This window comes from Brevibacillus sp. YAE8, from assembly GCF_057543335.1.
In genome coordinates this window covers 17,632-41,729 of sequence record NZ_BAAIYG010000004.1, presented here as the reverse complement: position 1 = coordinate 41,729, position 24,098 = coordinate 17,632, and the positions used below count along the sequence as shown (strand labels likewise).

Sequence of the window (24,098 nt, the reverse complement as noted above, 5' to 3'; positions counted from 1 at the left end):
TCGAGGCATACTACTCCAAAGAACCAACGGAACGCCCAAGCCACACCCACCACAGCCAGCCTCCAAACACTTTTACAAAAAAATTACTTGTCTTCCGGTTTCAGCATTGGCAGACTGAGAGGTGTAGAGAGAAGAAACAAACCAGAGGACGAAGGTCTGAAAACAATTAATCTGCAGCATCGCATTGGTAGGGGGAAACGGATAAAATGATTAAGGTTTTGGTAGTGGATGACGAAGCTTCCATCGTGAAGCTGCTGCAATTCAATCTGGAAAAATCGGGTTTCCAGGTAGTGACCGCCTTTGACGGCAGACAGGCGCTCGACATGGTGAAAAGCGAGCAGCCCGATTTCATCATTCTCGACTTGATGCTGCCCAAAATGGACGGCATGGACGTCTGTAAAACATTGCGCCAGGAGCGCATTAACACGCCAATCCTCATGTTGACCGCAAAAGACGATGAGCTGGATAAAATATTAGGTCTGGAGCTGGGCGCTGACGACTATTTGACCAAGCCGTTCAGCCCGCGCGAAGTAATCGCCCGCGTAAAAGCCATTCTCCGCCGCATTCAGGCAACCCCGGAAGCGGCGGTTGCGCCGGAAGATGTCGTGCTCCAGTTTGGCGACATCCGCATCTACCCGGAAAAATACGAAGTCTTTTGCAAAGATACAAAGGTAGAGCTGACTCCAAAAGAATTCGAACTGCTCAACTACCTCGCCAGCCACCAGGGGCGCGTGCTCACCCGCGACCAACTGCTGAACGCCGTCTGGAACTACGACTTTATCGGGGACTCCCGGATCGTGGACGTGCATGTCAGCCACCTGCGGGAAAAGCTGGAGGAAGACACGAAAAACCCGCGCTACATCAAAACTGTTCGCGGCTTGGGATACAAACTGGAAGGATAACAAACGGGAGGCACGACCTTGACTCGCTTTCGTATCAAACTCACCTTCACCATTCTGGGATTAATCTCATTGGTCCTCCTGTTGATGGGGATGTACTTTGCGAAGGTATTGGAAAATTCCTACCTGCAATCGCTGCATGAGCTTTTGTCCCGCGAGTCCAAGCTGGTTGCCCAGGCTGTCCGCTTCCCGACCGTTTTTGACAATCAGGAGACGCTCGCGGATCGCGTCCTCCAGGTGGCGCCATCCGACGAAGTCCGCCTGACCATCATCAACCTGGAAGGCGAGGTGCTGTACGACAACTCCTCCCATGCCGATGAGATGGAGAACCACCACGACAGGCCGGAAATGCTCGCGGCGCTCAATGGAGAGACCGGCATTTCCCGCCGCTTTAGCGAGACGCTGGGCTATGACATGATGTACGTAGCCGTGCCCGTCGAGCAGGGGACGAACATCGTCGGTGCCGTCCGCTCGGCCATGTCGATGAAAGACATTACGGACACGATCCACAACATGTGGTACAGCCTGCTGACAGGCTTGCTGGTGACGCTTGTCGTCGGCTCGATTGTGGTGTCGCGCATCTCCTTTTCGATTATTCGTCCCATCGAGGAAATTACGCGAGTCGCCCGCAACATTACCCAGCGCCAGTACGAGAGCCGGGTACGGATCAAGGCCAAGGACGAGATCGGCCAGCTCGCCGGCGCCATCAATTTCATGGCGTCCAGCCTGGAACAGCAAATGTACGAAATCTCCGAGAACCAGCAGCGGCTCGCCGGGGTGCTGACCAACATGACGAGCGGGGTCATTTTCATCTCGGAGCAGCGCAGAATCATGCTCGTCAACCCCGCCGTGGAAAAGCTGCTCGGAACAGCCGGACACGAGCTGGTAGGCAAGCTGCACATCGAGGCAGGCAAAAGCTTTGGCCTGTCCCAATACATTGACAGATGCCTGGACAAAAGCGAGAAGTTCCGGCAGGAGATCCACATTTACTATCCGCAGGAGCGCGTGCTCGACGTCAATTTTGCCCCGTACATTAATTTTAAAGGGGAATCGCGAGGCGTCGTCGTCGTGCTGCACGACATCACCGACATTCGCCGCCTGGAAAAGATGCGCAGCGACTTTGTCGCCAACGTCTCGCACGAGCTGCGGACGCCGATTACTTCCATCAAAGGGTTTACAGAGACGCTTTTGGAAGGGGCGATGCAGGACGAGGAAACGTGCCGCAATTTCCTGCAAATTATTTCGGATGAGAGCGAACGGCTGTACCGGATGATCCGCGACATTTTGGACTTGTCCAAAATCGAACAGAAGCGGATTCCCCTGCACCTCAGCCGCGTGCATGTGCAGGAGCTGATCCGCTCGGCAGCGGCGATCATGCACGACCAGGCGCTGAGAAAGCAGTTGAAGGTGACGCTGCCGGACAGCCAGCCGGACATTTGGTTGATGACAGACAAAGATTGTCTCCAGCAAATCGTCCTGAACCTTTTGACCAACGCGATCGCCTACACTCCGGAAGGCGGAGAAATCACGATCAGGACAGAAGCAGACGACGAACACGTGACGATTCAGGTTTCCGATACGGGCATAGGTATCCCGGAAAAAGACCTCACGCGCATTTTCGAGCGCTTTTACCGTGTCGACAAGGCGCGCAGCCGCGACTCCGGCGGAACGGGGCTGGGCCTTGCGATTGTCAAACACCTCGTCGACAACTTGCACGGCCAGATCGGGGTAGAGAGTGTGGAAGGAAAAGGCACCACCTTTACCGTCACTTTGCCGCTCGGCTGAAATATTTACACAAACAAAATAGTAGCTTTACCCGTGCAATACAATCCCCTTGTACTATTTGTCGTGTCAGACAAATGAAGGGGGACGAGGAACATGTCGCGGCACGCTTTCGAAGAGCAGTTGGACGTATTGCATCGCAAGCTCATGTCCATGGGCACATTGGTGGAAGAAGCCATTCATAAATCGATTAAAAGTTTGGTGGAGCGGGATGTTCAGCTTGCAGAGCAGGTCATTGCCGCCGATCCGGTCATCAACGAGCTGGAGCAGGAGATACAGAGCGAATGCTTCCGCCTGATCGCTTTGCAGCAGCCGGTAGGGAGTGACCTGCGCCGTCTGGGAACGATGCTGAAGCTGGTGACGGACCTGGAGCGGATGGGCGATCATGCGGTCTCCATCGCCAAAACGACACGCCGCCTGATGGCTGAACCGTATATCAAGCCGCTGATTGACATCCCGTTGATGGCCGATCATGTAAAAGCGATGGTGCGAGATTGCCTGAATGCCTATATCGCCCGCAACAAGGAAGCGGCAGAAGAGATCGCCGCTCGCGACGATATCGTCGACAAGCTGTTTGCAACGATTTTCCGTGACTTGATCGAAGTCATGACCAAAAACGGCAGCGCGATTTCACAAGGGACGCATCTTTTGCTGGTGGCGCAATATTTGGAGCGGATTGCCGATCACGTCACGAATATTTGCGAATGGATCATCTACATGTCCACAGGCAAAATGACCGACCTGAACAAATAAGCCCGGGCGAGAACGTCTTGCCGGAGCCAAAAGCCACAAACGCCAAAAAGCCGCTGCGAGCCGTCTCAAGCTTGCAGCGGCTTTTCCGCTCATGACAGACGCCTATTTCCTTCTGGCTGCATACAATACAACGATTCAACCCCATTATCAGCAAAAGAAGTACGGGAGGGAATGGCATGGCAAAACAAGTACGCCACATATACGCCGCAGGCAACACGGCGCGAGGATACAAAACGTTTTACGATTCGGTCCTGCAAGGGCTGGAGCGCGTCTACATCCTGTCAGGAGTCGTGGAGGGAGTCACGTCCCCGCTCATCGAAGCCATCGGCAAGGAGATGTCGCGCAAGACGAATCAGGTGGAGTGGATTCACTCTCCGTTTGTGAACGGGCAATACGACGGTGTTGTTTTTCACGAGTGGAGGGTCGCCATTATGGACGGCAGCTATCCTCGCATCTGGCGACCTGCTGCGCCCGGTGTGACGGAAATCCAGGTCAATTTGCAAACGGCGGTCGGCATCGAACAACTGGCCCCTTACAAAAAACAAATCGCAGCGTGGTACGAGGAGATTTTTGCCAAGAGCGAAGCCGCTTATCAGTCGTTCGGGGAAGCGCTGCGCATTCACGATGAATGGGAAGCGCCGTACATTGAAAACTTGAACCGCGAGGAAGCCAACCGCGTTACGGAAGAAGTAATCGCGCTGTTTTTTGGCGAGGAAAAGCTTGGCAAAAAGGCACGGGTGCGCAGAATGTACCTGGGGGCCGCCACGCCGCATGGGCCTGTCGATCACATCATGAAGCTGACAGACTCGTTGCAGAAGCGCTACTTCATCAAAGGAAGACCGGGATCAGGCAAGTCGACCATGCTGAAAAAGCTGGTAGTCGAAGCGGAAAACCGCGGCTACGACGTGGAGGTGTACCATTGCGGGCTGGACCCGCACAGCCTGGATATGGTGATCGTGCCGGAAAAAGGGCTGGCTATTTTCGACAGCACCGCCCCGCACGAATACTTCCCCAGCAAGGAGACAGACGAAGTCATCGACATGTACACGCGGGCCATCGCTCCTGGCACCGACGAGAAGTACCAGGAGGAGCTTGCCGACATCAAGGCTCGCTACACGCAAAAAATCAAGGAAGCTACGGCGTCCTTGCTCGCTGCCAAAGAACTGCGCGATCAATTGAACAATCTGTACAGCGAGGCTGCGGACCAGTCCAGGCTCAAAGCGGTCGCCCAGGCGATCATGAGCAGACTGGCGCGGATGGGATAAAGACACAGCGCATGACCGCATGAAACCCGTTCGGCTGCTCATACTACAGGAAGGAGGTGAGTGGCCGGATGGGTTTTGCTTTGACTCTGGCTTTGCTTTTGCTAGCCAATCCCCTCGATCCGACCAACTTTTTGCACGTCGAGTTGGGAGACAAAACGGTAGCCATCCTGGACCGAGCGGATTATACCTTGCCTGTTGACGGTGTCCCTGTCGCGGATGACTACCGTTTGCAAAAATTGATAGACGCAGTAGCCAAAGAAGCGTATGTAGCGCCGATCAATGCGACGATTAATGCGCACGGCGCCATCGTTCCCGAGAAAAAAGGCCGCAAGCTGGACGAGGCTGCTTTTTTGGAGCGGTTTTACCAGTATTACTACGGGCAGGGCGCTGCGACCATGCAAGTCTCCTACCAGGAAGTGTATCCAAAGGTGGACAAGGCTCTCCTCAGCCAAGTTCGGAAAAAAGTGATCGGGCAGTATGCCACCTATTTCAATTCGCGGAACAAAAACCGCTCTCACAACATCAGGCTCGCTTCACAGGCGATCAACAACTACGTCGTGTTGCCGGGAGAAATTTTTTCCTTCAATAAAGTAGTTGGCCAAAGGACGAAGGAAAAAGGCTACCTGCAAGCGCCCATCATCGTCAGGGGAGAGCTTTCCGAAGGGATCGGGGGCGGGATTTGCCAAGTGTCCTCGACCTTGTTCAATGCGGTCGACAAGGCGGGCTTGCATATCATGCAGCGCTATTCCCACAGCAGGAACGTCGCCTATGTGCCTCCTGGCCGGGATGCGACCGTGAGCTGGCACGGCCCGGATTTTGTCTTTCAGAACAAGTATGCATACCCGGTCATGATCCGCGCCATCGCTGGAAACGGGACGATGTACGTGACTGTGAACTCTTTTCCCGAGATCGAATACGAGCCGCGCCACGTGCCGAGCGTGCGCCAAAATACGCCGGAGGAAGGGCCTGCAAGCCCCGAGACCATCACAGAACCAACATTGCCTTGAGCTGCATGGGCATGTTGGTTTTTTTGTATGGAGAGCGAAAAAAGGAAGGTTTCGCCAGCGCGGTTGGCAAGGTAGCGTTTACAATTACCTAGTTAAAATTTAACCTAAAGAAATAGTTGCCACGGAATCAAAAAAGTCGTATAGTGTTTCCTGTGATAAAAATTTCGTGTCCGAAATATTAGGTAGGAAAGGAGTGCATCATGAACAAGCCTTTGCATATACGGGAATTGCTGAAGCGTCTGAACAAGACGTTTGCGACGATGGCTACGAAGGAGCTGAGCAAGTACGGCTTGACCGTTCCTCAGTTGATGGTCATCCGGCAAATTCATTGCGATCCCAAGACGATCGGCCAGCTAAGCAAAGCTGTCGATCTGTCGTACAGTACCGTTTCCGGCATCATTGACCGGCTGGAGAGAGAGCAGTTGGTCGAGCGTGTCCGCGACGACAAAGACCGCCGTGTCGTCTGGATTCGGAAAACGGAGAAGATTACAGAACTGTTTGCCAAGGTGGACTTTTTTTCAGAGGAATTTTACAAGCGGATTTTCCACGGTTTTTCGGATGAAGACCTGGACGGCATTATTTACTCGATGGAAACGTTGATTGCGAAACTAGAAGAGAGAGAAAGCTGAGGAGAAACCATGAAGCGAAAACTGGTATTGTATGTCATTTTGCTCCTGTTCGTTGTAGGGGGCGGGGGCATCGGTTACTACTACTGGTATCAGGGTGAACATTACGTAACGACGCAGGATGCCAGAGTGGCAGGGGACATTTATCGGGTCATGCCCAAAATGACAGGCAAGCTGACTGCCCTCACTGTCAAAGAAGGCGACACAGTCGTAGCCGACCAGATCGTCGGGCAGCAAGACACGACCAACATCGCGACAAACCTTTTGGAAAACAGCGTGCTGCGTTCCCCGATCACTGGCACGGTCATCAAAACGCAGGCGAAGGAAGGCGAGATTGTTTCCACAGGACAATCCGTTGCGCTGGTGATTGACGAGAGCAAGCTGTACATCTCCGCCAACCTGGAAGAAACCGAGATCGGGCGACTGAAACTGGGACAAAAGGTAGAATTTACGCTGGATGCCTACCCGGGCAAAAAGCTGACTGGCCATCTGATGGAGATCGGCAAAGCAACCAACTCCACGTTTTCCTTGATGCCAGCCGTAAACACTAGCGGGAACTTCACAAAGGTCACCCAGCGGATTCCGATTAAAATTGCCATTGACGACACAGCAGGTCTACATTTGGCTGCCGGTTTGAACGCCGAGATCAAAGTGCAAGTGAAGGAGATGTAATCTGGCATGAAAAAGACAGCTCAATGGAAATCGATCGCGGCCGTGCTGATGGCAATTTCGCTCATTACCGCAGGCTGTAGTGATACGTCTTCTGCTTCGACAGGAGAGGAAAGCATCCCGGTTGTAAAGACGTGGAAGGTGACGTCCTCGCAATCCGGCCTGATTGCGAGCGGGAAAATTGCCGCTTCGGACGAGATTCAGGTCGTCTCCAAAGTATCGGGCAAAGTGGCGAGCGTCAACGCGAAGGAAGGCTCTGTCGTCAAGGCAGGCGATGTCCTGGTGACGCTGGAAGCAGCCGATTACCAGCAGCAAATCAACCAGGCACAGGCCGCGATTGCCGGAGCAAACGCAAAGCTGCGCGACACAAAAGCAGGCGCGCGCAACGAGCAGCTCACACAGTTGGCAAGCGTCGTGACGCAAGCGCAGGCAGGTTTGAAAGTAGCAGAGAGCAACTACAACCGGATGAAAGCTTTGTTTGACGCAGGAGCGCTGTCCCAGGCGGAATTGGAAAAAGTTTCGCTCGATTTGGAAAAGGCGCGTACTGGTCTGGAGCAGGCACAGGCGCAGTACGATCTGGCGAAAGCGGGTCCGACTGCGGATACGGTCGCAGCCCTGCAAGCGGAAGTAAGCCGTCTCAATTCCGGCCTGGAGCTGGCGAAAAGCAGCTATGACAACACGATCATTCGCGCGCCAATCAGCGGAATCGTCGCGAAGCGCTCGATTGATCCGGGCGAGATGGCGGCAGCAGGCTCGCCGCTTCTGGTGCTGGTGAACATGTCTGACGTGAAGGTGGAGGCGAGCGTCTCCCAGGATCAGATCAACAATGTCAAAGTAGGCTCTACGGTTGACGTCAAAGTAGGCAGTCTGGGCGGCAAGGTTCTGAAAGGAACTGTCGAGTTCGTCTCCCCGGTTTCTGACGCCAACAGCAGCTCGTTCCCGATCAAGGTCAAAGTGAGCAACCAGGAAGGACTGCTGCGCGCAGGGATGGTAGCGGAGGTCGTGCTGCAAGGTCAGGCGAGCCAGGGAATGAAAGTGCCAAGCTCGGCTGTTCTGGAAAAAGATAACAAGCATTACATTTACACCGTGGACAACGACGTCGTCCATCAGGTGGAAGTGTCTGTAGACAGCGCCAGCGGTGAGTGGACAACAGTAACCCAAGGTGTGAAAGACAACGATCAGATCGTGCTGAATCCGACAGACAAATTGTCCGAGGGCACCAAGGTAATCGCAAACTAACGGGGGTGATGGCATGGCGGAAGCGGTGGCACAGCGGGAGGACAAAAGCGGCAGTGGCGGCATGTGGCTGTCACTGGTCGCGATCCTCTCGGGAACCTTCGTTGCGATTTTGAATAACAGTTTGATTAACGTTGCCCTGCCCACCATGGTCAGTATTTTCGGCTCCACGACGGAGACCATGCAATGGGTTTTGACGGGCTACATGCTGGCAAACGCCGTCATGATTCCGATGAGCGGTTCGCTGTCGGCCAAGTTCGGGGCGAAAAAAATATTCGTCCTGTCGCTTGCGGCCTTTACGATCTCCTCCGTCCTCTGCGCGCTCGCCTGGAGCGATTCTTCGCTGATCGCCTTTCGCGTCGTGCAGGGCGTGAGTGGCGGGATGATTATGCCGATCGGAATGTCGATGATTTACATGATCGTCCCGCGCGAAAAGATCGGGATGGCGCTGGGGATTTTCGGGATTGCCTCGATGACGGCGCCCGCGCTCGGTCCGACATTGGGCGGGTACCTCATCGAATTTTTAAGCTGGCAGTTTTTGTTTTTGATCGGTGTTCCGTTCGGGATTTTCGCCGTTATCATGAGTATGGTGCTGCTCAAGGAAACGCCGAAAAAGCCGGAGCTGAAGTTCGACTACCTCGGGGCTTTCCTGGCGATTGTCGGCTTTGGCGCACTTCTGCTCGCCTTCAGCAAAGGGCAGGCAGAGGGATGGACGTCCTTTTTCATCGTCAGCCTGTTCTTCGTGGCGATCATGAGCCTGGCGCTGTTCGTCTGGGTGGAGCTGGGAAAAGAACAGCCGCTCTTGGATCTGCGGCTGCTGAAAATCCCGGTATTTTCGATCAGTATCTTGACTTCGGGCTTCGTCATGATGGGGATGATGGGCGGGATCTTCCTGATGCCGATCTTCCTGCAAAACATCCAGGGGATGACGGCCATGGAGTCGGGAATTTTGCTGATGCCGCAATCTATCGCGATGGCGGTCATGATGCCGATCAGCGGCAAGCTGATGGACAAATACGGCATCGGCCCGATCGGGCTGGTCGGGCTGACGATCATGACGGTTACGACTTATGAGCTGCACAATCTCGCGGCAGACAGCATGCACTCCTGGATGGACATGATTTTGACCATCCGTGGCGTCGGCATCGGGCTGTGCATGATGACGCTGTCCACAGTCGGGATGAACGCCGTGCCGCGCACGAGCGTAGGGGACGCTTCGCCGCTCTCCAACGTGCTGCGTCAGGTGATGAGCTCGTTTGCGATTGCGATTTTGACGGTTATCATGCAGGCGCGCCAAAATTTCCACATGGCGTCGATCGCAGACAATCTCAATACGGATATGGCGACGCAGTTTATCAGCGGCATCTCCGGCTTGTACGCGCAGGCAGGGGTAGATGCAGCGAGCGCCGCAGGCGGGGCCAGCACGATCCTGTACGGGATGATGGCGAAGGAAGCGCTGGTGCAAGGAATCGGGGACACCTTCCTCGTCTCTGTAATCCCGATTGCGCTGTCGATTCCACTCTTGTACTTTTTGCATAAAAAACCTAAGAAAAATCCACAGGCGCCCGAGCAGCAAAAGGCGGCTGCCTAAACGAAAAAGCGAAAGGGTCACTTCTGCAAGCCTCATGTCCGGCTGCGGGAGTGACCCTACTTTTATATTGTTGCGTGCTTGTTCCGGCTTTTGTGCTGGGGCTTACTGCTTGGAAGAATGGCGTGGATCGTGGCTGTAACGGAGGGAGGAAACAGGAGAAACCGCTGCAGGTGCTTGGGGCCTCTGGCGGGGAAGCTGGGCAGGAGTCCCAAAGACCTTCGCTTGTTTCTCCTGTTTCCTCTGCGAGCTGTTTCTGTCGTTCGATCTTCCTTGAATGGACCACTTTGGACGCGGTTTCGCTTTTTCCACGGAGCCATGCAGTGAAGCTTCCCAGCAGGGATTCCAAGAAGCTACAGCGATTTCGCCTCTTTCCTCGCCTCACCAAAAGTACCGATCAAGGCAATCCCCTAAGACGAAACTTTCCACAACCAGTACACAATCCTCCCCACAATATAACCAAGCAAAACCGTCCAGCCAATCTTGGCCCAGACATTCAGGCCTTTCACAAATTCACGCAAGCTTTTTCGGGGTTGGGGGTGCTTGTTCACCTAAAGACACTCCTTTTGCTGGTTGGTTATAGCGAATAAACAAATAAATACCGGCGATGATAATCAGTCCGCCGACCCATTGCGGCACGGTGACGACTTCTCCCAGAATGAAGTAAGCCAGGATGGCGGTTCCGATCGGTTCCCCCAAAATGCCCATGGAAATCGTGGTCGTGTTCAACCATTTGATGACCCAGTTGAAAATCGAGTGGCCGAGCAAGGTCGGGAACAGCGCGAGGCAGAAAAACCAGCCCCAGTCCTGTGCAGGGTAGCCGACCAGCGGATAGCCGAGAACGAGATCGTAGGCGACCAGAATCACGCTCGTCGCCGTGTAGACGACCAGTGTGTAGGTAAACGAAGACATGTGCTGGCGGACGTACTGGCCGACCAGCCAGTAGCCGGTGACGGTCACCGCGCCGAGCAAGGCGAGCGCGTCGCCGAAAAGAGCCATGCCGCCGACCTGAAAATCTCCCCAGCCAATGACGAAGCTGCCTGCGATGGCGAGCAATCCGCCCGAGAGTGCGAGCAGCCGCACGCGCTCCCCGAAAAAGAAGTAACCGCCGATAAAGGCGAATAAGGGCTGCAACGTTACCAGCACGGTTGAGCTGGCTACAGACGTGTAGTTCAACGATTCGAACCACAACAGAAAATGGCTGGCCAAAAATGCGCCGGACAATAGACAGAGTAGCCACACTTTTCTGCTCATGTTTCCGATCTCCGCGAGAGCGCCGCGATTCCAGAGCAAAAACGGAAGCGTCAGGACGACGGAAAAAATCAGCCGATACGTGGCGATAATCGGCGCAGGCGCGCTGGACAGCTTGACGAAAATCGCGGACGAGGAGATGGCGATCACCCCGATGAGCAGTGCCAAGTACGGGGGAAACAGCGGCTTTTCCAATGGTTGATTCATGTGTACACCTTCTTATGTCAGCTACAAGTCACGATGTTTTCTATTGTACCGTTCGCCTGAAAAATTCACAATGTTATGCTTACCCAGTTGCCTGAAAGGTTTTTTTTCAATCAGGCAATCCTACAGGCATGAGATACCTACATTCCTTTTTCCGCATCGTTGTGTTGTTGCTTTTGCTCGTGTGCATGCCTGCGCGAACAGAAGCGATCCCGCTGACCCCCATCCACATCCTGATCGACGTCGGCCACGGAGGGGTGGACTCCGGCACCTCTTACGGCAATCTGCATGAAAAAGACATCAATCTGCAAATTGCCAAGCGCCTGTACGAGCAACTGACCAAGGCAGGGTACAGCGTAGCGTTGAATCGCTATGAGGATATCGCGCTGAGCGACGACAACCGCTGGCTGGGCAATCGCTCCCGGCATATTCGCGACCTCGCCCAGCGCAAAAATTTGGCGAAGGAAATCGTGCCGCAAATGATGCTGAGCCTGCACGTGAACTGGTCGAGCGATTCGCGCCGCCGCGGGCCAGTCGTGCTCTACCAGAGCAATGAACAGAGCTTTATGCTGGCCGATCTGCTGCAAAGCTCGCTGAACCGGCTGGCGAACACAAACGACAAGCCGGTCAAGGGCAAGACGTACTACATGCTGCGTCACAGCTACTGTCCGTCGGTCATCGTGGAGATGGGGTTTATCAGCAACGCTTCTGACCGTGAAATGCTGACCAATCCTGCGTCACAAGAAAAAATCGCCCAGGCCATCAGAGAAGCCGTGAGCGAATACGTGACCTTGACAGGAAATCTGAAAATGGAGACGTTCGCAGAAGAAAGCTGGTGGCAAGAGCCATTGATCCAGCAGATCAATGGCCGACTTGATGAATAAGCTGTGAAATCGTGACAAATTCGGCCTCCTTCTGAATCCGCGGGATGTACTGGCGCAGAACGGAGGCTGTTTTTTTGCCCGGAGGCCCGACGTGCCCGATCGCGATGCAGAGCGGGTGGTTGCCGATCAGCTTGCATATTTTCTCCATCTGCTTGGTGATGTGCGGAACAGAGTAGACGTCGTCGAGAAAAATCCGGTTTTCCGCGTGCGGTACGCCCATCTCCTCGGCGATTTTGCCGGCCACGCTCTTGTCTGTCGTTTTGCTGTCCAGGTATATGAGGCCGCGCTTTTTGACGACACTCATGATAATTCGCATGATGCGCTCGTCAGCCGTCACCTTGGAGCCCATATGGTTGTTCATCCCGATGGCGTGCGGCACGTCGTCAATCGCTTTTTCGACCCGCTGGCGAATTTCTTCATCGGACAGATCGGTCGTAATCGCCCCTGGCCCGAGCCAGGAGCGCTTGCCCTTGACAGGCTCCATCGGCATGTGGACGAACACGTCGTGCCCCTTTTGATGGGCGAGCTCGGCGTCGTGCTTCGTGCTCGGCATAAACGGCATGACCGCGACCGTCAGCGGAACGGGCAAATTCAGAATGTCCTCCGTCCCTGCCATGTTGTTGCCGAAGTCGTCGATGACAAACGCTACCAAGTGCTTCGGTTTTGGCTGTGCGGGGGGAGCGGTGTCGCCTGCGGCCGCAGTCCACGAAAAAGTGAAGCAGGAAATCAGGGCGGCAAGCACGAGCGGAAATCTTTTCAGCAAATACATATGATCGCCTTCCTTGTCCATTTTTTTCATAGTCTGTTCAACCGCGCCGGTGTTTACCCGCAGTATCTGCGGCTTGGCTTAGGCGATCGCCCTATGTTACGATAAAAGATAGTAGTTTTGCCACGAGAGGGGTCGGATTCCTTGAGTCATTTTGTGTTGATTGACGGAAACAGCGTAGCCAACCGGGCGTTTTATGCGCTCCCTTTGTTGTCCACGTCAACCGGACTGCACACGAACGCAGTCCTCGGTTTTACCACGATGTTGCTTCGCGTGCTGGAGGAAATGAAGCCAACGCATATTATGGTTGCGTTTGACGCGGGAAAAGTCGTCTTCCGCCACAGCGAGTACGCCGAATACAAAGGCGGGCGCAGCAAAACGCCGCCGGAGCTGTCCGAACAGTTTCCGCTCATCCGGGAGCTGCTCGACGCCTTTTCGATCAAGCATTTTGAGTTGGAAGGCTACGAGGCGGACGACATCATCGGCACGTTGACCAAGCATGCGGATGCCCAGGCTTGGAAAACAACCGTCATTACCGGGGACAAGGATATGCTCCAACTCGTGTCCGATCACGTATCGGTCGCGCTGACCCGCAAAGGCGTCAGTGAAATCGAGTTGTACACCCCGCAGGAAATTCAGGAAAAATACGGCCTTGCGCCGCTGCAAATCATTGATTTGAAAGGCTTGATGGGCGATTCGTCCGACAATATCCCGGGCGTGCCCGGCGTCGGCGAGAAGACGGCCCTGAAGCTGCTGCACGAATACGGCTCTGTCGAGAAGGTGCTGGAAAACATCGACCGCATCTCCGGCAAGAAGCTGCAGGAAAACTTGCGCGAAAATGTGGACAAGGCTAACATGAGCAAGGCGTTGGCGACGATTTTGCGCGAAGCTCCGGTCGAGCTGGACGTGCACGAGACGGCCTACGACGGCTACGACGGAGCGCTCGTCAGCGACTTTTTCAAAAAGATGGAGTTCAAGTCGCTGCTCTCCAAAATCAAGGTGGCACAGCCCGCAGAAGGAAGCGGACAGGAGACTTCTGCAAAGCCTTTTGAATTTGAAGTAGTCACAGAGGAAAACGCGGACAAGTACGCAGACAAGCTGACCTCCCCGATGGCCTTGTACATCGAAATGGACGGCGAGAACTACCACCATGCTCCGATTCTTGGCTTCGGACTGGCAGCGGAAGGAACGGTGCTTTTCGTACCGTGGGATGTAGCGCGGGAGTGGAAGGCGTTCTGTGCGTGGCTGGCCGACCCTGCCAAGGAAAAGTGGGCGTTTGACGGCAAGCGCGACACGGTAGGGCTGGCATGGCATGGGCTGGAGGCAAACGGGATCAGCTTTGACGTCTACCTCGCTTCCTACCTGCTCAACGCCTCGGAGAGCAATCCGACGCTCGACAGCATCGCTTCCCAGTACGCCCAGGTGCGGGTGCTGTCTGACGAAGAGGTGTACGGAAAAGGGGCCAAGCGCCTCGTGCCGGAAATGGACGTGCTCTGCGAACATGTGGCGCACAAGGCTGCGGCGATTTGGCAGAGCGTGCCGGTACTTCGCGAGCAGTTGGCGGAAAACGAAATGGTGGAGCTGCTCCGCGATCTGGAAGCGCCGCTCAGCATGGTGCTGGCGCGCATGGAAAAACAAGGGGTCAAGGTCAACAGCGAGCGTCTCGTGCAAATGGGCGAGGAGCTGGACAAAAAGCTGGCCGATTTAACCACACAGATTTACGACCTGGCTGGCGGGCCGTTCAACATCAACTCGCCTAAACAACTGGGCGAAATTTTGTTCGACAAGCTGGCCTTGCCTGTCATCAAAAAGACGAAGACTGGCCCTTCGACCAGTGCAGACGTGCTGGAGAAGCTGGCTCCGTACCACCCGATCATCGACGCGATCCTGAACTTCCGTCAGCTCGGCAAGTTGCGCTCGACGTACATTGAAGGGCTGACAAAAGAAATTCATACGAAGACGAGCAAGGTGCACACCTTGTACAACCAGGCGACCACGGCTACAGGACGTCTGTCCAGCACGGAACCAAACTTGCAGAACATCCCGATTCGCATGGAGGAAGGCCGCAAAATTCGCGAGGCGTTCATCCCGTCCGAGGACGGCTGGTACATGCTGGCAGCGGACTACTCGCAGATCGAGCTGCGGATTTTGGCCCACATTTCCGGCGACGAAAATTTGATCGACGCGTTCCGGAAAGGGATGGACATTCATACGCGCACTGCGATGGACGTATTCGGTGTGAGCGAGGGCGAAGTGACTTCCTTGATGCGCCGCCAGGCCAAAGCGGTCAACTTCGGCATCGTCTACGGCATCAGCGACTACGGCTTGTCGCAAAACTTGAACATCACCCGCAAGGAAGCCGCCGAGTTCATCGAGCGCTACTTCGCCGTCTTCTCCGGTGTGAAGCGCTGGATGGACGAGATTGTCCAGCAGGCCAAGCAGGACGGCTACGTGACGACGTTGTTGCACCGTCGCCGCTACTTGCCCGACATTCGCAGCAGCAACTTCAACCTGCGTTCCTTCGCGGAGCGCACAGCGATGAACACGCCGATTCAAGGGACGGCTGCCGACGTCATCAAGCTAGCGATGATTCGCATGCAGGAGAGCCTGGAGCAAAAAGGGCTGTCCAGCCGGATGCTTTTGCAGGTGCACGATGAGCTCGTGTTTGAAGTGCCGGAAAACGAACTTGCGATCATGCGCAAGCTCGTGCCGGAAGTCATGGAAGGGGCGCTTGCGCTCGACGTTCCGCTCAAAGTGGACGTGAGCGACGGGCGAAGCTGGTACGACGCCAAGTAGGCAGGCCGCCAAACCAAAAAAGAGAGAATGCAGTCAGCGAGAGGAGGAGGCATATGCCGGAGTTGCCAGAGGTAGAAACCGTCGTCCGCACATTGCGCAGTCTGGTGCTGGGAAAAACGATTGAACGGGTCAGTGTCCATCTGCCCCGGATCGTTCGCCAGCCGGATGACGTGGAAGCGTTCAAGGCCCAGCTTGCGGGCCAGACGATCCAGGAGATCGCGCGGCGGGCCAAGTTCATTCAATTTTTCATGGATCAGGACGTGCTCATTTCCCATCTGCGGATGGAAGGAAGATACGGGCTGTACCAGGCAGACGAGCCTGTGGAGAAGCATACGCACGTCGTGTTTCACTTCACGGACCAGACCGAGCTGCGCTACCGGGACGTGCGCCAGTTCGGGACGATGGACCTTTTTCCAAAAGGCCAGGAGACGGCTACAGGACCGCTGGCCAAGCTGGGGGTAGAGCCGCTGGAGGAAAGCTTTACTCCCGACGTCCTGCGCAAGCTGCTCGCAGGCAGGCCAACAAAAATTAAACCGCTCCTGTTGAACCAGGAATGTATTGTGGGACTGGGGAATATTTATGTGGACGAGTCACTGTTTAAGGCAGGGATTCACCCCGAGAAGCCGGCAGGCAAATTGACTCGCAAAGAGGTCGACCGACTGCATGAAAGCATCGTCGCTACCTTGTCCGAAGCAGTCGAGCAAGGGGGCAGCTCCATCAAGTCCTACGTGAACGGGCAGGGCGAAATGGGGATGTTCCAGCAATCGCTCATGGTCTACGGGCGAAAAAATGAGCCTTGTGTCCGCTGCGGAGCCGAGATTGTCCGCTTTGTGGTGGGGGGCAGAGGAACCCACATTTGCCCAGTGTGCCAGAAAAAGTAAACTTTTTGCCGAGGGAGGAGGATGGGCATGATCTTAGGATTGACGGGCGGGATTGCCACTGGCAAGAGCACAGTGACCGGCATGCTGAGAGAGCGCGGGATTCCGGTCATTGACGCGGACCAGATCGCCAGAGAGGTCGTGGAGCCGGGCAAGCCGGCGTATGAAGCGATTGTGCGTCATTTCGGAAGAGACATCCTGTTGGAAGACGGTCAAATTGACCGAAAAGGGCTTGGGGAGATCGTGTTTTCAGACGAGTCCGAGCGTCAAAAGCTGAACGCCATCGTCCATCCCGAGGTACGGCGAGTGATGCGGGAAGAGGCGGAAGCAGCCGAGGCAAACGGGGCTGACATCGTGTTCATGGACATTCCGCTGTTGTTTGAAAGCAAGCTGCAGCATATGGTCGAGAAAATTGTCGTGGTTTACGCGCCGTACGACATGCAGCTTGCGCGGATGATCGAGCGGGACGAACTGGAAGAAGAGCAGGCGAAAAAGCGGTTGCGCGCCCAGTTTCCGATTGAGCAGAAGAAGCTGGAAGCCGACTTTTTGATCGACAACTCCTTTTCCCGCGAAGAGACTGAGCGACAGGTGGAAGCGCTTCTCGCCGCAATCAGGTCGGAGCAGCGCTCATGAGACCAGGCAAACGCGCAGCATTCATTCTGCTCGTTCTGATGAGCGTTTTTTTGCTGCAAGGCACGCCTTTGGTTTGGAAATGGATGTACCCCATCAAGTATCAGCAGGAAATCGTGACAGCAGCGATCAAATACAATGTAGACCCTTATCTGATTTTGGCCGTCATCCGTTCCGAGAGCGGCTTCAAAACAGACCGCGTCTCGAAAAAAGGAGCGGTCGGCCTGATGCAGATCATGCCGGATACGGCGGAGTGGATCGTCAGCCAGGCCAAATTCCGTCCGCAAGACGAGCAGTACTTGTACGATCCCGTCATGAACATCGAGATCGGGACGTGGTACCTGAACTTTTTGCTGAACCGCTACGAGGGCGATCTCATCAAGGTCATCGCGGCCTACAATGCCGGACCGGGAAAAGTGAACGGCTGGCTGGAAAGCCAACAGTGGAGCGGGCACCGCGAAACGATTGAAGACATTCCGTTCGGAGAGACGCGCCAATATGTGCAGCGAGTCCTCTATTATCATGACCGTTACAAGCGCATATATGACTTCCAGTTGAGGTAAAAGCCGTTTCTCTTGCAGGAGAGCGGCTTTTATCTTTGCGTGGGTACAAAAAATAGGAGGGGAAAATCGTCCAAATATTTATTTTTCAGTAAAACACATTGATAATTGTGTTATACTTATTATAATGAAAGTAACGGATCAGTGTAACTTAATTGCGAAAGGGGTTTCTATTTATGACAATCAAAATTGGTATTAATGGTTTCGGCCGTATTGGGCGCATGGTATTCCGCCGCGCTATCCAGGACCCCAACATTGAAATCGTAGCGATCAACGCCAGCTATCCTGCGGAGACGCTTGCACACTTGCTGAAATACGACACGATTCATGGACGCCTGCAAAATAAAGTGGAAGTACAAGACAACAAAATCATTGTAGATGGCAAAGCGACAGTTGTCCTTTCCGACCGCGACCCGCTCAAGCTGCCTTGGGGCGAACTGGGTGTGGAAATCGTCGTGGAAGCGACTGGAAAATTCAAGGATCGCGAAGGCGCTGGCAAGCACCTGCAAAGCGGAGCGAAAAAAGTGGTCATCACGGCTCCAGCCAAGGAAGAAGACGCAACGATCGTCATGGGCGTAAACGATTCCATCTACGACCATGCGAATCACCATATCGTGTCCAACGCTTCCTGCACCACCAACTGCCTGGCTCCGGTGGCAAAAGTGCTCAACGATGCGTTCGGCATCGAGCAAGGCTTGATGACAACCATTCACTCGATCACAAACGATCAGGTGAACATCGACAACCCGCACAAAGACCTGCGCCGTGCGCGCGCGGCTGGCGAGTCCATCATCCCGACTACTACGGGCGCTGCTCGCGCGGTAGGCAAAGTATTGCCTGAGCTGAATGGCAAGCTGAACGGCTTTGCGCTGCGTGTCCCTACCCCGAATGTATCGGTTGTGGACCTGGTAATCAACACGAAAAAGCCTGTAACCGTAGAAGAAGTGAACCGCGTGCTGCGCGAAGCAAGCGAAGGCAGCATGAAAGGCTACCTCGAGTTTTGCGACGAGCCGCTCGTATCCAGCGACTTCAACGGCAACGACAACTCCTCGATCGTCGACGGTCTGTCCACGATGGTCATGGGAACCAACCAGGTAAAAGTAATCGCTTGGTACGACAACGAGTGGGGCTACTCCTGCCGCGTCGTAGACCTCGTGCGCCACGTATCGGAAATGCACAACCAGGCAACTGCCAAAGAAGCAGCGGCGGCTGGTGTCAACTAAGCTCGACTGAGCAAGCCCTTTGCCCGTTTCAAACGAAGCGGCAAAGGGCTTTTTGTCATGCTTGCCCCTCCCCGCAAAAAAAGGCTTCGCCGTCAAAAGGGCGAAGCCAAATTGTTTCCGCTATCATTTCCATTCACGAAGAAGAAGATTCAGACAAGCCGCTGATGTTAAACAATTGATCGTCTTCGAAGCCGACGATAAACAGCTTGATGTTTTCCTTCAGGTCGAGATCGTACGGAGCGATGACATCGTTGCCGCGCCCGTCTTTCAAGACGCGGATCGTCGGCCGATGGGAATAGTCCGGGTCAACGCGACTGACTACCCCTGTCTCGCCCGTATTGAGGACGACGCTGCTTCCGATCGGGAAAATCGCGATGTGCTTGATAAAGGCGTTCACCAGATGATGCTCGAAAAGATGACCGCCAGAGCCGAGCAAGTATTCGACAGCATCCTGGGGCATGTAGCGCTTGCGCCAGGGACGCGGAGAGGTCAATGAGTCATAAATATCGCAAAGACCGACAATCTGGGCGAATTCATGAATCTGCTTCCCGACCAGGCCCTGGGGATAGCCGCTCCCGTTCAGCCGTTCGTGGTGCTGCAAACAGACGTGGGCAGACAACAAGGAAATGTCGTGCTGCTTGCGAAGCAGGTCAAAGCCGAGCGTCGCATGCTGCTTCGCCAGCTCCTGTTCTTCTGCATTCCAGCGCTCTTTTTTCTGCAAAAGCTCCTCCGGCAAACTGACCTTGCCGATATCGTGCAGCATGGCCCCGATGCCCAGATTCATCAGTTGGGTCCGGTTGTAGCCGAGCGACATGCCGACTGCCGTCGCGAGCACTGCCACGTTGACCGAATGATGGTACAGGGATGGAGAATGGGAAGAGATCGTGGTCAGGTGACCGACCATCTGCTTGTTTTGCATCAGGTCGTCCAGAATGGAGCTGAAAGCCCGTTGAAAATGCAGGCCCATTTCTTTCAGGGAGATTTTGCGGGCCAGCTTGTTCGAGTTGGTGATCTGCTTGATCGTTTTTTCAATGACTTCCACGGCAACTTGTCTGGTCTGCGGACGAATGACGTCCTCCACTACGATGTCTTCCGTGCGTGGATCATCAATGTAAACGGAGTCGACACCGGATCGTTGAAGTCCGGATATCAAGCGCTCTGTCAACTGCATACCGACGCCAAGCAGCACTTTTCCATCTTCGGTGAAAACGGTACGGCCGAGCTTCATTCCCGGCTGGGCTTGTCTTAAAGAAACTAAACGCATTCCAATCCCTCCAACAGTACCCATATTGTACTCCATTCGACTTATGCTTTAAATAGGTACAAGGATTGACTTGACTTCTGACTGGAATATGAGGGACACTGTAGACATGTATTGTCAGTATTGGAGTTGATTCTGATATGCGTTGTCCATTTTGTGAATACAATGGCACTAAAGTCCTGGATTCGCGCCCCTTTAACCATAATAAATCAATCCGTCGCCGCCGGGAATGCGAATCGTGCGAACGTCGTTTTACTACATTTGAAATGGTCGAGGAAACGCCGCTCTTGATCGTGAAAAAGGATGGCACCCGCGAGGAGTTCAGCCGCGAAAAGGTGTTGCGCGGTCTGGTGCGCGCCTGCGAGAAGCGACCTGTTCCGTTGGAAGTGCTGGAAAATGTGGTGAACGACATTGAAAAAGAGCTGCGTAGCTGCGGCCAGGCGGAAATCCCGAGCAACGATGTCGGGGAAAAGGTCATGGAGCGTTTGTACCACGTCGATGAAGTCGCTTACGTCCGTTTTGCCTCTGTTTATCGCCAATTCAAAGATATCAATGTATTCATGAAAGAGCTGGAGGAGCTTCTGGCGCAGGCGAGGGGCAGCCAGTCTTCGTTGCCGAATGATTAAGAGATAGATAACCGATAGGACTCTCCTCACGCTCTTGCGAATTTCGCCGGGGCTATTTTGCTTTCCAGTTATTTTTCTACGCACATCCGTTTGCCATGCTATAATAATAGAATCGAATTTTGTCAGGAAGGAAAGATCTGATGCGCCGTTTAGTCTGGAACGAATTGTTGCCAAAAGATCGTTACCTGGTGCGGCTGGCAAGACCTCTCAGCTTTTCGGAAATGGGGTTTGTCACGCAGTTGTACTTGCCGATCATTGGCGTCGAATCGTACGCCCTCTACCAAATGCTTGTCCACAGTGTGCAGGAAGCGAGCGGGGCCTCTGCGGAGGGAACCCATCGCAGTCTCATGCTCGCCTCTTCGCTGTCCCTGGATCGTTTGCTGGATGCGCGTGAACGCCTGGAGGCCATCGGACTTGTCGAAGTGCGCCGCCGGGAAAACCAGCAGCGCGATTATTACTACGAATATTTGCTGAAACCGCCGCTTGCGCCCGGAGAGTTTTTCGCGGACTACGTGCTTTCATTGATGCTGCTCAACAAAATCGAAAACGTCCGCTACTCCCAGTTGCGGCAGCAGTATGCCGATGCCTTGGGCAGCAAGCTGGCAGAGGAATATTCGCAGGTAGAAAATATCACCAAAGATTTTCACGAAGTTTTCCAATCGTTGAAACCGTCGGAGCTGGAAGTGAAAAAAGGCTCGGAGCGCGAGCGCTTTTTGACCGAGATGGAGACAAACTTCCCGCAGGCCGAGATGAAGTCCGGCTTCGAAGCACAGGTGAACCATTCGCTGAGCGTGTCGTCTTTGCGGCTGTACTTGCCGGACAACGCCGATGCCGCCAAAGTGCTGGAAGGCAAAAGCATGGAACTGTTGTTTTCGCTCTGCCATTTTTATCAGTTGGATAGCTGGGGCATGGGGCAGGAGCTGCGCGACTGGACGCTGTACAAGGCGGACCGGAGCCTGGACGGAGAGGTGCTTCGCAAGCGGCTCATGCAGCGCTACACGGAAGGCAAGCTGTATCGCAGCGATGCGGCTTTGGCTACGCCAGATGACGACTGGGGGCCGGGCAAGTTGCCTGAACCGGGCAGCGAAGCGTTTGTGCGCGCCTGCCGGCTGCTTTCCCCGCTGGCGCTCTTGGAAAAGGTCGTGGGCGGCCGCGTGAGCAAGGTGTATCTGGAACGCGCCGAGACGTTGGTGTTCGCAGATGGCATGTCGCCGGAAGTCGTGAACGCGCTGCTTTTGCACACGCTCGCCAGCATGCAGATGGAGCTGCCGAAAGCGTACATGGAGACGATTCGCGACAGTTGGAAGGCGAAGCGGATTGCCACTGTCGATGAAGCGGTGAAGCAAATCGTGGAGCGCTCCGAGCAACGGGCGCAGTCCGGCGAAAAAGCAAAAACAGCGAAGAAGGAACCAACTCCGGTCAGACGAAACGGCCGGGCGATTTTGCAAGACAAGCTGCCAGCTTCGGTGGAATGGCAGTTGTCGCAGGAAAAGGCAGCGCCGGACGCTTCCAAAGGGCAGTCCATTCAGGATTTTCCGGAATTGCAAAAGAGGCTGGAAACGCTGCGAAAACGGAAGTAAGGGGAGTGAGGGAATATGGAATCTATCAGCGAGTTCATGCAGGAGCTTGCCAAGCGAACGCCGCGTCAACTGCTGACACCCGATCAGCAATTGGATAAAATGTTCCGTTCGTCTGCGTATTTGAAAGCTTTTCAGGCGGAGCACCCGGCATTGACCCGAGACGATTACCTTCGCTCGCTCTCCAGCATTTATACAGCAGTCAAGGAGCAGTATTGGTGCGAGCGTTGTCCGGGGCTTGGCGAGTGCCCGAATCTGGTCAGGGGTCACAGCACCCAGCTTGAGGTGGCCCACGGCAACATCGTCAGCTCGATCAGGCCCTGTTCCAAGCAGCTTGCGCACGAGGAAGAGGTGCGCCGCCGTCGCCTCATGCGCAGCTACTACGTGTCCGAAGAGACGATGAACGCGAGCTTCGAGTCAATGGTCATCGACGCCGACAATTTGGCCTCGGTGGAAGCGGCGATCCAGTTTTGTGAAAAGGTAGGTACGGGCGAGCGGGTCAAGGGCCTGTATTTCCACGGCCCGTTTGGCGTCGGAAAAAGCTACATCATGGGCGCGATCGGCCGCGAGCTGTCCGAGCGCAATGTCGCTTCCCTGCTCGTGTACGTGCCCGACTTTATCCGCGAGATGAAAGATTCGATCTCGGACCAGTCGTACGCTGGGAAGCTGGAGCTGCTCAAGGAAGTGCCTGTGCTCATCCTCGACGACATCGGGGCGGAAAACTTGACGCCGTGGGTGCGGGACGAGATTTTGGGCGTCATTTTGAACCAGCGGGCGAACAACCATTTGCCGACGCTGTTTACCTCGAACTACTCGCTGGAGGAGCTACAGGAGCATTTGTCTATCTCAAATGGCAACCGGATTGAGCAGACAAAGGCGGCGCGGATCATGGAGCGGATTCGTCACTTCGTGGACGTTTACGAAATCCGCCGCCAAAACCATCGAGCGGGCAGCTAACGCGAAGAGGCGGGAGGCTTCCCAGTACGAGATGGCAAGCACCTCTCTGCCCCGATGGTACGGCCCGAACAAGACATGCGAGTGCACGGCGACCGGAGAGGCGTTCCACCCAAGCGATTCGGCCATGGTCATTGCGCGGGCCAAATGGTAGTCGTGGCTAATTATCAACACATGGTGCATACGATAGTCGTCGAAAGCCTGCTGGCCGTACAGCAGGTTTTCGTATGTACTGGTGGACTGGTTCTCCATGAGAATGTGCTCTGCCGGGATGCCGTGGGCGACCAGATAGTCCCGGCTGACCTCTGCTTCTGTTTTCGTTTTTCCCTCGCCCAGTCCGCCTGTGACGAGCAAGGCAGACACGTAGCCATCCCGGTACAACTGGACGGCTTGCTCCAACCGCTCGCGCAGTCCGGGACTTGGGCCTTCTCCCCACACAGCAGCCCCCAGCACGATGCCGACATCGGCGTGTCGGGGGACAGCCTGCTCGGCCGTTTCTTCAATCCGTTGCCAATGATAGCCGATCCACATTCCGCCGAGCAGAACGACGACGGCGAGTGCCCGCAGCGCTCTGCGCGGAAAAAAATCTCGTATTCGTTTTCGCAGTTTTTTCATGCTATCGTTGCTCCCTCGCATCTCTCTTTTTCGTGCAAATGCTCGATC

Annotated in this window: 22 protein-coding genes; 18 read left to right on the top strand and 4 right to left on the bottom strand. The window is 54.8% G+C overall.

The window, feature by feature from the left end:
- Positions 1–206: 206 nt before the first annotated feature.
- From AC27IT_RS08070 to AC27IT_RS08030, 9 genes are all read left to right on the top strand, one after another.
- Positions 207–902 carry a response regulator transcription factor gene (locus AC27IT_RS08070; RefSeq protein ID WP_005833838.1) on the top strand — a complete coding sequence of 232 codons (696 nt, stop codon included), beginning with the start codon at positions 207–209 and terminating at the stop codon, positions 900–902.
- An 18-nt stretch (positions 903–920) separates the two neighbouring features.
- The gene (gene pnpS, locus AC27IT_RS08065; RefSeq protein ID WP_221843328.1) at positions 921–2,684 is read left to right on the top strand and encodes a two-component system histidine kinase PnpS; all 1,764 of its coding nucleotides are present in this window, start codon (positions 921–923) and stop codon (positions 2,682–2,684) included.
- Positions 2,685–2,777: 93 nt separating this feature from the next.
- The gene (gene phoU, locus AC27IT_RS08060) at positions 2,778–3,434 is read left to right on the top strand and encodes a phosphate signaling complex protein PhoU (protein WP_005833842.1); all 657 of its coding nucleotides are present in this window, start codon (positions 2,778–2,780) and stop codon (positions 3,432–3,434) included.
- 176 nt (positions 3,435–3,610) lie between these two features.
- On the top strand, positions 3,611–4,699 hold the full coding sequence (locus tag AC27IT_RS08055; RefSeq protein WP_005833844.1) for a PRK06851 family protein: 1,089 nt from the start codon (positions 3,611–3,613) through the stop codon (positions 4,697–4,699).
- Positions 4,700–4,767: 68 nt separating this feature from the next.
- A complete protein-coding gene (locus AC27IT_RS08050) occupies positions 4,768–5,706 on the top strand; it encodes a VanW family protein (RefSeq protein ID WP_283858847.1) in 939 nt (312 codons plus the stop codon).
- 200 nt (positions 5,707–5,906) lie between these two features.
- The gene (locus AC27IT_RS08045; RefSeq protein WP_283858848.1) at positions 5,907–6,335 is read left to right on the top strand and encodes a MarR family winged helix-turn-helix transcriptional regulator; all 429 of its coding nucleotides are present in this window, start codon (positions 5,907–5,909) and stop codon (positions 6,333–6,335) included.
- A 9-nt stretch (positions 6,336–6,344) separates the two neighbouring features.
- The gene (locus AC27IT_RS08040) at positions 6,345–7,004 is read left to right on the top strand and encodes an efflux RND transporter periplasmic adaptor subunit (RefSeq protein ID WP_007784784.1); all 660 of its coding nucleotides are present in this window, start codon (positions 6,345–6,347) and stop codon (positions 7,002–7,004) included.
- A gap of 6 nt (positions 7,005–7,010) precedes the next feature.
- The gene (locus AC27IT_RS08035; RefSeq protein WP_005833853.1) at positions 7,011–8,240 is read left to right on the top strand and encodes an efflux RND transporter periplasmic adaptor subunit; all 1,230 of its coding nucleotides are present in this window, start codon (positions 7,011–7,013) and stop codon (positions 8,238–8,240) included.
- A 13-nt stretch (positions 8,241–8,253) separates the two neighbouring features.
- On the top strand, positions 8,254–9,828 hold the full coding sequence (locus tag AC27IT_RS08030) for a DHA2 family efflux MFS transporter permease subunit (RefSeq protein WP_122953234.1): 1,575 nt from the start codon (positions 8,254–8,256) through the stop codon (positions 9,826–9,828).
- Between the two features lie 510 nt (positions 9,829–10,338).
- On the opposite strand, the gene AC27IT_RS08025 is transcribed toward AC27IT_RS08030, so the two are convergent.
- Complete coding sequence (locus AC27IT_RS08025) at positions 10,339–11,283, bottom strand: DMT family transporter (protein ID WP_005833858.1); 945 nt, start codon at positions 11,281–11,283, stop codon at positions 10,339–10,341.
- A gap of 128 nt (positions 11,284–11,411) precedes the next feature.
- Here AC27IT_RS08025 and AC27IT_RS08020 point away from each other — a divergent pair, with 128 nt between their 5' ends.
- The gene (locus AC27IT_RS08020) at positions 11,412–12,164 is read left to right on the top strand and encodes an N-acetylmuramoyl-L-alanine amidase family protein (RefSeq protein ID WP_025846844.1); all 753 of its coding nucleotides are present in this window, start codon (positions 11,412–11,414) and stop codon (positions 12,162–12,164) included.
- On the opposite strand, the gene AC27IT_RS08015 is transcribed toward AC27IT_RS08020, so the two are convergent.
- Positions 12,142–12,963: a divergent polysaccharide deacetylase family protein gene (locus tag AC27IT_RS08015; protein WP_283858849.1), complete on the bottom strand. Its 822-nt coding sequence runs from the start codon at positions 12,961–12,963 to the stop codon at positions 12,142–12,144. The genes AC27IT_RS08020 and AC27IT_RS08015 overlap by 23 nt on opposite strands.
- A gap of 111 nt (positions 12,964–13,074) precedes the next feature.
- Here AC27IT_RS08015 and polA point away from each other — a divergent pair, with 111 nt between their 5' ends.
- From polA to AC27IT_RS07990, 5 genes are all read left to right on the top strand, one after another.
- Complete coding sequence (polA, locus tag AC27IT_RS08010) at positions 13,075–15,726, top strand: DNA polymerase I (RefSeq protein WP_283858850.1); 2,652 nt, start codon at positions 13,075–13,077, stop codon at positions 15,724–15,726.
- Positions 15,727–15,779: 53 nt separating this feature from the next.
- Positions 15,780–16,607, top strand: a complete 828-nt coding sequence (gene mutM / locus AC27IT_RS08005; RefSeq protein ID WP_005833866.1) for a DNA-formamidopyrimidine glycosylase — start codon at positions 15,780–15,782, stop codon at positions 16,605–16,607.
- 27 nt (positions 16,608–16,634) lie between these two features.
- Positions 16,635–17,237, top strand: coding sequence for a dephospho-CoA kinase (coaE, locus tag AC27IT_RS08000; RefSeq protein WP_005833868.1), 603 nt, complete (start codon positions 16,635–16,637; stop codon positions 17,235–17,237).
- Entirely contained in the window at positions 17,234–17,797 is a 564-nt protein-coding gene (locus AC27IT_RS07995) for a lytic transglycosylase domain-containing protein (protein WP_005833870.1), read from the top strand. Before coaE ends, AC27IT_RS07995 begins: the two co-directional genes overlap by 4 nt.
- A gap of 173 nt (positions 17,798–17,970) precedes the next feature.
- The gene (locus AC27IT_RS07990; protein WP_005833872.1) at positions 17,971–19,017 is read left to right on the top strand and encodes a glyceraldehyde-3-phosphate dehydrogenase; all 1,047 of its coding nucleotides are present in this window, start codon (positions 17,971–17,973) and stop codon (positions 19,015–19,017) included.
- Positions 19,018–19,150: 133 nt separating this feature from the next.
- Here the strand turns inward: AC27IT_RS07990 and AC27IT_RS07985 are convergent, their stop codons facing one another.
- Positions 19,151–20,281 (bottom strand): HD-GYP domain-containing protein, encoded by a 1,131-nt coding sequence (locus AC27IT_RS07985; protein WP_007784773.1) that lies wholly within the window; start codon positions 20,279–20,281, stop codon positions 19,151–19,153.
- A 137-nt stretch (positions 20,282–20,418) separates the two neighbouring features.
- Between AC27IT_RS07985 and nrdR the strand changes: the two genes are divergently transcribed.
- The 3 genes from nrdR (at position 20,419) to dnaI (ending at position 23,438) form a co-directional block, all read left to right on the top strand.
- On the top strand, positions 20,419–20,904 hold the full coding sequence (nrdR, locus tag AC27IT_RS07980; protein ID WP_007784772.1) for a transcriptional regulator NrdR: 486 nt from the start codon (positions 20,419–20,421) through the stop codon (positions 20,902–20,904).
- A gap of 140 nt (positions 20,905–21,044) precedes the next feature.
- Positions 21,045–22,484: a replication initiation and membrane attachment family protein gene (locus tag AC27IT_RS07975; RefSeq protein WP_005833878.1), complete on the top strand. Its 1,440-nt coding sequence runs from the start codon at positions 21,045–21,047 to the stop codon at positions 22,482–22,484.
- Positions 22,485–22,499: 15 nt separating this feature from the next.
- Positions 22,500–23,438 (top strand): primosomal protein DnaI, encoded by a 939-nt coding sequence (gene dnaI, locus AC27IT_RS07970; protein WP_005833880.1) that lies wholly within the window; start codon positions 22,500–22,502, stop codon positions 23,436–23,438.
- On the opposite strand, the gene AC27IT_RS07965 is transcribed toward dnaI, so the two are convergent.
- Positions 23,328–24,050 carry a YdcF family protein gene (locus tag AC27IT_RS07965; RefSeq protein WP_487091723.1) on the bottom strand — a complete coding sequence of 241 codons (723 nt, stop codon included), beginning with the start codon at positions 24,048–24,050 and terminating at the stop codon, positions 23,328–23,330. The genes dnaI and AC27IT_RS07965 overlap by 111 nt on opposite strands.
- Positions 24,051–24,098 lie beyond the last annotated feature (48 nt).